Genomic DNA, 7,697 nt, shown 5'->3' on the forward strand with positions numbered 1-7,697 from the left:
ACATCTTCTAGTGAGTGATTATCCAGAGGAATAAACTCATCAGCCATCCGGTTTCCCAAGGTGATTGTGCCTGTCTTATCTAGCACCAAGGTGTTGATGTCGCCGCAGGCTTCTACTGCTCGACCGGAGGTAGCAATGACGTTGAATTGGGCAACCCTATCCATCCCTGCAATACCGATCGCACTGAGTAAACCACCGATAGTTGTAGGAATCAAAGCTACCAGTAGGGAGATAAGAATGGCAACGCTACCACCAGTACGTAAACTGTTTCCCGCTTCCGGGCCAAAGGCTGTGCTGATAAAGTTGGCGATGTAGCTAACAAATGGCGGCATAGTTGCCACTACAATCAAGAACACCTGAGTTAGCACTGCCAACAATACCGTCAAAGCAATCTCATTGGGAGTCTTGGTACGTTGTGCCCCTTCTACTAGGGCAATCATGCGATCGATAAAGCCTTGACCAGGATCGGCACTAATGCGGATTGTCAACTCATCTGAGAGGAGGCGTGTACCGCCTGTAACCGAACTGGCAATATCCGTACCTGGTTGCTTCAATACAGGGGCAGATTCCCCAGTAATCGCAGACTCATCCACTGAGCCAATGCCTTTAATTACATCCCCATCGGCGGGAATCATATTATTTGCAACCACCTTCACCAAATCGCCCCGTCGCAGTTCCGTAGAATTGACTTGTTGTACGGAACCATCAGGGAGGATTTTATTAGCGATCGTATCCGATCGCGTGGATCGCAGTGAATCAGCCTGTGCTTTACCGCGTCCTTCAGCTACGGCTTCGGCAAAGTTAGCAAAAACCAGTGTAAAAAAGAGAATGAAGGTAATCAACCCGTTTAACAAACGTTGTTGATTGATATCTGCTTGGACTGTGCCAAACAGATTTGGGTTCAGAGTTACTAAGAAGGTGACAATTGTCCCCACCCAGACAACAAACATAACTGGGTTTTTGACTGTAATTCGAGGATCTAGCTTGACAAATGACTCCCGAACTGCTCTCTGGTAAAGTCCCCGCATATCTGCTTTGGGGGTGTGCCTGCGCGAGTCACGAGTTCCAGATGGAGTACGGGTTGAAGGAGAATCAGTAGTAATTGGCATACATTAAATTAATTCGTAATTCGTAATTCGTAATTCGTAATTGGGAATGGGGAATTGGGAATTGGGCATTGGGTATTAGTTCTTTCTCCCCCTGCTTTCTCCCTACTCCCTACCCAATACCTTTGGCGATAAAAAAGGCTTCAGCGATGGGGCCTAATGCCAGCACTGGGAAGAATGTAAGTGCGCCCAAGATTAAAATTACGCCTGCGGTAACGCCTGTAAATAGTCCGGTATCGGTTCGCAATGTACCTGTGGTGTAGGGAACAGCTTGCTTGCGAGACATGCTATCTGCTAATAACAGCAAACCTAAAATTGGGATATAGCGGCCAGCGAGTAAACTGAAGCAGGTACTCAAGTTCCACCACAAAGCGGTTACAGTTGTTTTTGTCCCTGTAGCGATCGCTAACGGTGAAGGTTGTGAATCTCCTAAGCCTTCAAAGCCAGAACCGTTGTTCGCAGCAGCTGAGGCATATTCGTAAATCACCTGAGAAAAGCCGTGGAAGCCAGGATTACTAATCCCTGCCAATTGGTCAGGAAAAGCTAAGGCGATTCCCCCCGGAATTAAAATGGCGATCGGGTGAACTAGCAAAATCAGGAAGCTAGCAAGTACGACTTCCCGCTTTTCAATCTTGCGTCCCAAAAATTCTGGGGTGCGTCCCACCATCAAACCTGTGACGAATACCGCCAAAATGCTGTAGGCAAACAAGTAAGCTGTTCCAGTACCCTGTCCACCCCACATGATTTGTAGGAACATATTAGAGAGAAAAATAAAACCGCCTGCGGGCATGAATGAGTCGTGGAAACTATTAACTGCGCCGCACATGGTTCCGGTTGTACTTACCGCAAATAATATCGATTGTGCCCAGCCAAACCGGACTTCTTTACCCTCTAGATTCGGTTGCTGACTGCCCAAAAGCGTGTTTACAGCCGGATTGCCGTTGTATTCTCCAATTGCAGTGATGACCAGAAATCCGAGAAAAATAACACCGACCATACCGTAGAGTAACCACGCTTGTTTGGTGTTATTGGCAAACAAACCATAAGTGTAGATTAGGGATGTGGGAATGGAAAGCATTGCCACGATCTGAATTAAATTCGTAAATGCGCTGGGATTTTCAAAGGGGTGGGCTGAGTTGATGGCGAAAAAGCCACCGCCGTTTTCCCCTAATTGCTTGATAATTTCAAAATGGGCAACAGGGCCACGAGCGATCGCCTGACTAATATTCGGATCTTCTAAGGTAGGGAATACAGCTACACCTGCCAGAGTTTCGGGAACGCCAGCAGCTATCATCACAATCCCGCCCACAATACAAATAGGCAGCAAAATTCGGGTAATCGAGCGAATTAGGTCTACATAAAAGTTGCCTAAGGATCTACCCGTCAATCCCCGAATAAAAGCAATTCCTACCGCCAAACCAGTGCCAGCAGACGTGAACATGTGATAACCCAGTCCCCACATTTGGCTGGCATAGCTCAGGTAGGTTTCACCAGAATAATGCTGCTGGTTGGTATTAGTAATAAAGGAAATGGTAGTATGCAGCGTTGTATCCCAAGTTGGGGCATTTATTCCCGTGGGATTGAGGGGCAACCATCCCTGATTCATAATGATAAAGAAAAGCAGCAGCCCCATTACTACATTGCTGTAGACGATTGCCCGCCCATACTGCCAGCCCGTCATATTTTCTTTGCTTGTAACGCCAACCAAGGCGTAAAGCAGCCGCTCAACCGGATTCAAAACTGGGTCGAGAAAAGTCCTTTCTTCTAGGTAGACATGCGCCATATAGCGCCCAAAAAATGGAGTGATTGCTACTATAATTAGTAGCGTTAATGCAATTTGAATCCATCCTTGTAGCATGGGATTATTTAAACTCCGACATGAATAAATTTCAGAGGAATATCAGATATTTTCTTGGGATGAATCAGAAAAAATAATGAGTTATATTGACATTATTATTAGCTAACCTATAACTATGTCCTTTCTCAATCAATCATCGAGCTTTTTGTTAGAGAATACAAGGTATAAATTAATATTTAAACTAGGCTATACAAGAAATATATTTGTCTATATAGATAAGTCTTCAGAGCGTTTATCTTGATATATATCTGCAAATATAGAAAGACATATAAATCAATAGGGTTCAGTTAAGCCTTTCTTTCTTCTCTCTGCGTCCTACCCTGCGGGAAGCCGCTCCGCGTCTATGCGTCGTTTGCGGTAGCCTGCGGCAAGCCGTTCGCGTAGCGTCTCGTAGAGAAGCGTCTACGTTAAAAAAAATGACTTTGGTAAAAAGTTTTAGCCTTAACTGAACTGTATTGACATATAAATCATTCGTAAAAAGTTAAATCCCCGACTTCTTTCAGAAGTTGGGGGTTTCACAAATCAGATAAGATTGCTAGAGTGTGAGGAGTCATGAGTCTAATTCATAACTCATAACTGATTTTGGCGACAAATCCCAAATGCGGAAGTGTAGGCATGTAAGAAGGTTCTGCCACCGACAGGGCCGATTTCACCACCACAGAAAAAGCCGCCTACAGGAATATCGCTGAGGTAGCGGCGAAATAGTTCAGAATCAAAGTTGGGTTTACCATAGAGTCCTTCACCTCGCCCCAGACAAGCAAACATTAAGGCGGCTACGGCAGAGGGTTCAGATTCTCGTTGGGTTTGATAACTTTGGAGGAGTAATTCTAGGTCTTCAGCAGAGGCTTGGGCATCGCGCAGGTGGAATTGCAGCCTTTGACCGGGACGAACCCGATCGCCAATTGCGATCGCCCCAGCTGTTGGATCGACCCCAAGAATACCACGAATTAAAAAGTCTCCCTGTTGTAAAGCCAGCTTAAACTCATCCATCGCCACGCCAACAAACAGAGAGTGCTGTGCTAAAGTCCGTTCGTGTTCGCTAAGACCGGCAATCAAATCTCGCAACACCACTAGCGGTACTTGCTCATCTAATTCTAAAATGATGTTGCGATCGGCTTTTGTAACTTGCAATGGTTTGCCAATCGGTCGGCATCCTTGGGCTACAATCGTTTCCAAAACAATATTGCCTGTCAAAGCTATCCCAACAGTGCCCTCACGATGCAGGCTTTGGCATTCCTCGCCATCAGTCTCATTACAAAATAGGGCAACACGGCCACCCATACCTCCACCACTGGCCTGTCCTCCCACAATCACCGATCCTGGATAAGCAAAATCTAACCCCTGCAACAAATCGTTGATTCCAGAGGCGAAAGAACTAGACAGCAATATGAACTGAGGTGTCGGTGATGCTGGCACACCAATCAAATCAACCCAAGCATCTGGAGAACTATCTAAGTCAGGTAATTCTTCAGCAACAACATGAAAGACTTGAATCTTCACCCCTGGAAGATGTGCTAAAGTCAAGCTAATAGCTGGTTCGGCTTCCAGTTCTTGGGTTTCTCCGCCAACTGTCGTCCCAATTACACCTCCACCGCTACAGCCAATTAATACAGGTACAGAAAGTTTCTCAGCTAACAAGGGTAATAATCGGGAATACTCACTCGCAAAAGCAGACGAAATGAATACCAGTCCTAGATCCGCAGGTGCTGTCAATGATGAGACAGCTCGTTCCACCACATCTGTAACGGCGGCTTCTAAAGAATGACGGGTTGATAGGGCGTTTGCCCACTGCATTTGGTCTGCCATGAGTTTTGAGCTTCTTTCTCTTTTTAGGCTAGTAGGTTTTGATCTTTTATTTTGGGAAAAATTGCATCCTACAAGAATTAGTGCCAGCCTTTTGTCTCCTCCATCCCAAGAAGCTGGGGTTGTCGTTCCCTATATAGATGCATCTAAATATATTGTATGATTGTTTATCTATGGTTCTAATTCCACAAAATCTTAAAAAATAAAGATGAATGCATTATAGATGCGGCAGTTTACTGTATTGGTTATAAATCAATAGGCTAAAGTACTAACTTATGAACTGAATGGTTAGAATAGTTAGTAATCAAGCTAAAATCTGCCATTCCTGAACTTTTTCTATACTAGTATTAACAACACACAACGAGACTAAAGCAATGACTAACATCCAAGAAACAACAAAGAGCGGCATCCAAGACCAAATCCAAGAAGAAGTAGAACAAGCGCGTACTGTCTGTGACGTTAATGGTAGTAACTCACCAGAGTGTGCTGCTGCTTGGGATGCAGTAGAAGAATTGCAAGCCGAAGCTTCCCACAAGCGCCAAAGCAAGCCAAAAAATTCTCTAGAACAGTATTGTGATGACAACCCAGATGCAATTGAATGCCGGGTTTATGACGACTAGAAATTGAAATTAGGTAAATTTTCTATTCGTTTGTCATCAAGAAACCAGGGTTTACTTACTGAGATTTCGCACTTTTACGCTACTTCCGCCTAAAACCGTACTCTCCCTCTTTCATAATTTTCTCCAACGGGCAAAAAATTGATGAAATATCTGGAGTTACGGATGTATCAGGGTTAAACTTTGAGAATTTTTATCTTGAAAAACAAACCTTTACATCCAAGAAAATTGGGGTTTTGTCCGCAAGTATCAAGTATATAGCTGCTGGGTAGATTTTTAATAGGCTCCCTGATGCTACTACAAGTAGGTGCAAAATCTAAGTTGAGGATCTTTGAGTTGCTTGTTTTTTGCCAAATAGAGAGATTTAGGAAAGTAAATTAAACAATTTACCATGTAATAGCTTTTCCAAAAATCTTTGCAACAAATGAGTTGGCTGTAGGGGCGTACATTTGTATGCCCCTACAAACGTGTTTATAGCATAAATTGTGTGAAATGGTATAAGTTGGGTAGCCACTTGCTTCCACCAAGAGATTAGAGCGCAGTCTTGAGGCTAGATTTTGTGCTTTGATTAAACTGTTTGTAATATAGATAGACTACTAGCTAGCTAATAGCTTACAGGTTTGTCAGTTATGGATACTTGCTTTTAGTTTAAATTGTTTTATTTATCGTTTGAGAAAAACTATGGACTATAACGTTTGGTTTCGCCCTTTCGTCTGGATTGATTACCGATTGGCAGTATTATTCCTGGTAATTATTCCGCTAATTCTTCTGATTTGGGCATTTGTGCAAAAAGTAGAAGGTATACAACGCTTATTGAGTATATATTGGAGAGTATCAAGCCTAGTGGCAATCACGATTTACTTAATGATTGCCCAGTATCCTGTTAGCTTTATCTCTGGATTGATGGCTCAGATTTTGATCGTAGTTTCGCTGTGGTTCTGGGTGGATATCAACGATGAAATTGAGTATCAAACCAGTGGCGCTTTGAAATTTATTTTTACCTCTTGGCGCTGGGCTACAACTGTTTATTGTTCTTTGGGTACACTAGCCTTTATCCCATTTTTGGGTTGTGCTTTTTCTGGCAATATGATGAAGACTGCCTATTGTCGAGTTTGGTTCGAGGTTCCGTTGTTATTTAAAGAATATTTTCATGCTAATAGCAAAGCTGAGTTCTTAGGTTTTCTTGGAATAACTAGTTTAGTAATTTATGTGGTTTACTTAAGCTATTTTGTTCTGATTAAGCTGGGCAAGCAGGGACGTTCAGCCTCACCACAATAACTGTCGCTACGCAACCATACCCATACTTTTAAAAAAATGAATTCCATTGGTAAGCGACTGGAACAATACACCGCTAAACGCCCCCAAGAAGTCCTAATTGTAACGGTGGAAATTGCCGATGAGCAAGATACAATTGCTATTTTTAAAGGCTTTTCTAGTTCTTTGATGCGTCCAACGGCATTTGATGCAGATGTACCAGTTCTACCAGATGGGGCAAAGATCCTCAACATTGACCGAGTAGCCAGTCCTTACAATCCTGAAGCACCCCGTTATATTCAACAAGGAATTTCTTGGGAAGCTATGGAAGCTCTATTATCAGAAGTAGGAATCTAACTATATTAACTGGGCAGTTATGCGGAACTGGTAAAATGGGGAGCAGAGGGTGTAATTAGCTAAAATGCCTACTGCTGATCAAGTCGCAAGTTTGTATCGTATTAGTTATCAACTGACGTATATCATGCTTCAGCCCATATACCTCATTTGTGTTGATAATCGGACTCGTAATGTATACATTCTTGCTGGGTATGACGAAGAGATTGAATTCCAGATTTTACCCAACCGAGAGTTGTGTGATGAGCCGAATTAATTACGATTTAATGTCTGATGTTGAATTGAAACAGTATTTTCTCAGGCATCGCGGGGATCAAGCTGCTTTTCAAGCATACTTGGACAGGATTAATCAGCGTCCGCGTAGGATTGTCGCAAGCCCCAATGATCCCGATTTTGATGAGAAGGTTCAAGCAGCGATTCGCCAAAAGCTAGAAGCAGCAAGAAGCATTAGTCAGCAGGCTAACACTAGTGATTTGTGAGAGTTAAAGAAAGGTTATCTACTAATTTATAGTGTTGGTTAGGCGATCGCAGTTAAGACAGACTGGTTACACTGTTAGCATTATTGGATGGGCTTAGATCTGGAGTTTAGACTAAAAGCGATAAGAGAGAACGCAAATCAAAAGGAATTAGAGGTTAAAAATATTATCTTGTCAGCCTTAAAGCATCCTGAACTTTAACAATTATTGTGTAGTATATCTGTTCAGC

Annotated in this window: 8 protein-coding genes; 5 read left to right on the plus strand and 3 right to left on the minus strand. The window is 43.0% G+C overall.

The features are described from left to right. The 3 genes from CDG79_RS37575 to CDG79_RS37585 form a co-directional block, all read right to left on the minus strand. On the minus strand, window positions 1-1,109 hold a 1,109-nt coding region (locus CDG79_RS37575), incomplete at its 3' end, for an HAD-IC family P-type ATPase (protein WP_189525268.1). A 109-nt stretch (window positions 1,110-1,218) separates the two neighbouring features. Continuing rightward, window positions 1,219-2,964, minus strand: coding sequence for a potassium-transporting ATPase subunit KdpA (gene kdpA, locus CDG79_RS37580; RefSeq protein WP_094346624.1), 1,746 nt, complete (start codon window positions 2,962-2,964; stop codon window positions 1,219-1,221). Between the two features lie 570 nt (window positions 2,965-3,534). Continuing rightward, complete coding sequence (locus CDG79_RS37585; RefSeq protein WP_094346625.1) at window positions 3,535-4,770, minus strand: FIST signal transduction protein; 1,236 nt, start codon at window positions 4,768-4,770, stop codon at window positions 3,535-3,537. A gap of 371 nt (window positions 4,771-5,141) precedes the next feature. Between CDG79_RS37585 and CDG79_RS37590 the strand changes: the two genes are divergently transcribed. From CDG79_RS37590 to CDG79_RS37610, 5 genes are all read left to right on the plus strand, one after another. Then, a complete protein-coding gene (locus CDG79_RS37590; protein ID WP_094346626.1) occupies window positions 5,142-5,387 on the plus strand; it encodes a Calvin cycle protein CP12 in 246 nt (81 codons plus the stop codon). A gap of 678 nt (window positions 5,388-6,065) precedes the next feature. Then, a complete protein-coding gene (locus CDG79_RS37595; protein ID WP_094346627.1) occupies window positions 6,066-6,662 on the plus strand; it encodes a DUF3177 family protein in 597 nt (198 codons plus the stop codon). Window positions 6,663-6,698: 36 nt separating this feature from the next. Further along, window positions 6,699-6,995 carry a DUF7734 family protein gene (locus CDG79_RS37600; protein WP_094346628.1) on the plus strand — a complete coding sequence of 99 codons (297 nt, stop codon included), beginning with the start codon at window positions 6,699-6,701 and terminating at the stop codon, window positions 6,993-6,995. 64 nt (window positions 6,996-7,059) lie between these two features. Then, window positions 7,060-7,248, plus strand: coding sequence for a DUF6888 family protein (locus tag CDG79_RS37605; protein ID WP_094346629.1), 189 nt, complete (start codon window positions 7,060-7,062; stop codon window positions 7,246-7,248). Continuing rightward, the gene (locus CDG79_RS37610; RefSeq protein WP_094346630.1) at window positions 7,235-7,471 is read left to right on the plus strand and encodes a DUF6887 family protein; all 237 of its coding nucleotides are present in this window, start codon (window positions 7,235-7,237) and stop codon (window positions 7,469-7,471) included. Before CDG79_RS37605 ends, CDG79_RS37610 begins: the two co-directional genes overlap by 14 nt. The last annotated feature ends 226 nt before the right edge of the window (window positions 7,472-7,697 follow it).

The sequence above is a fragment of the Nostoc sp. 'Peltigera membranacea cyanobiont' 232 genome (genome assembly GCF_002245985.1).
Classification (GTDB): domain Bacteria; phylum Cyanobacteriota; class Cyanobacteriia; order Cyanobacteriales; family Nostocaceae; genus Nostoc.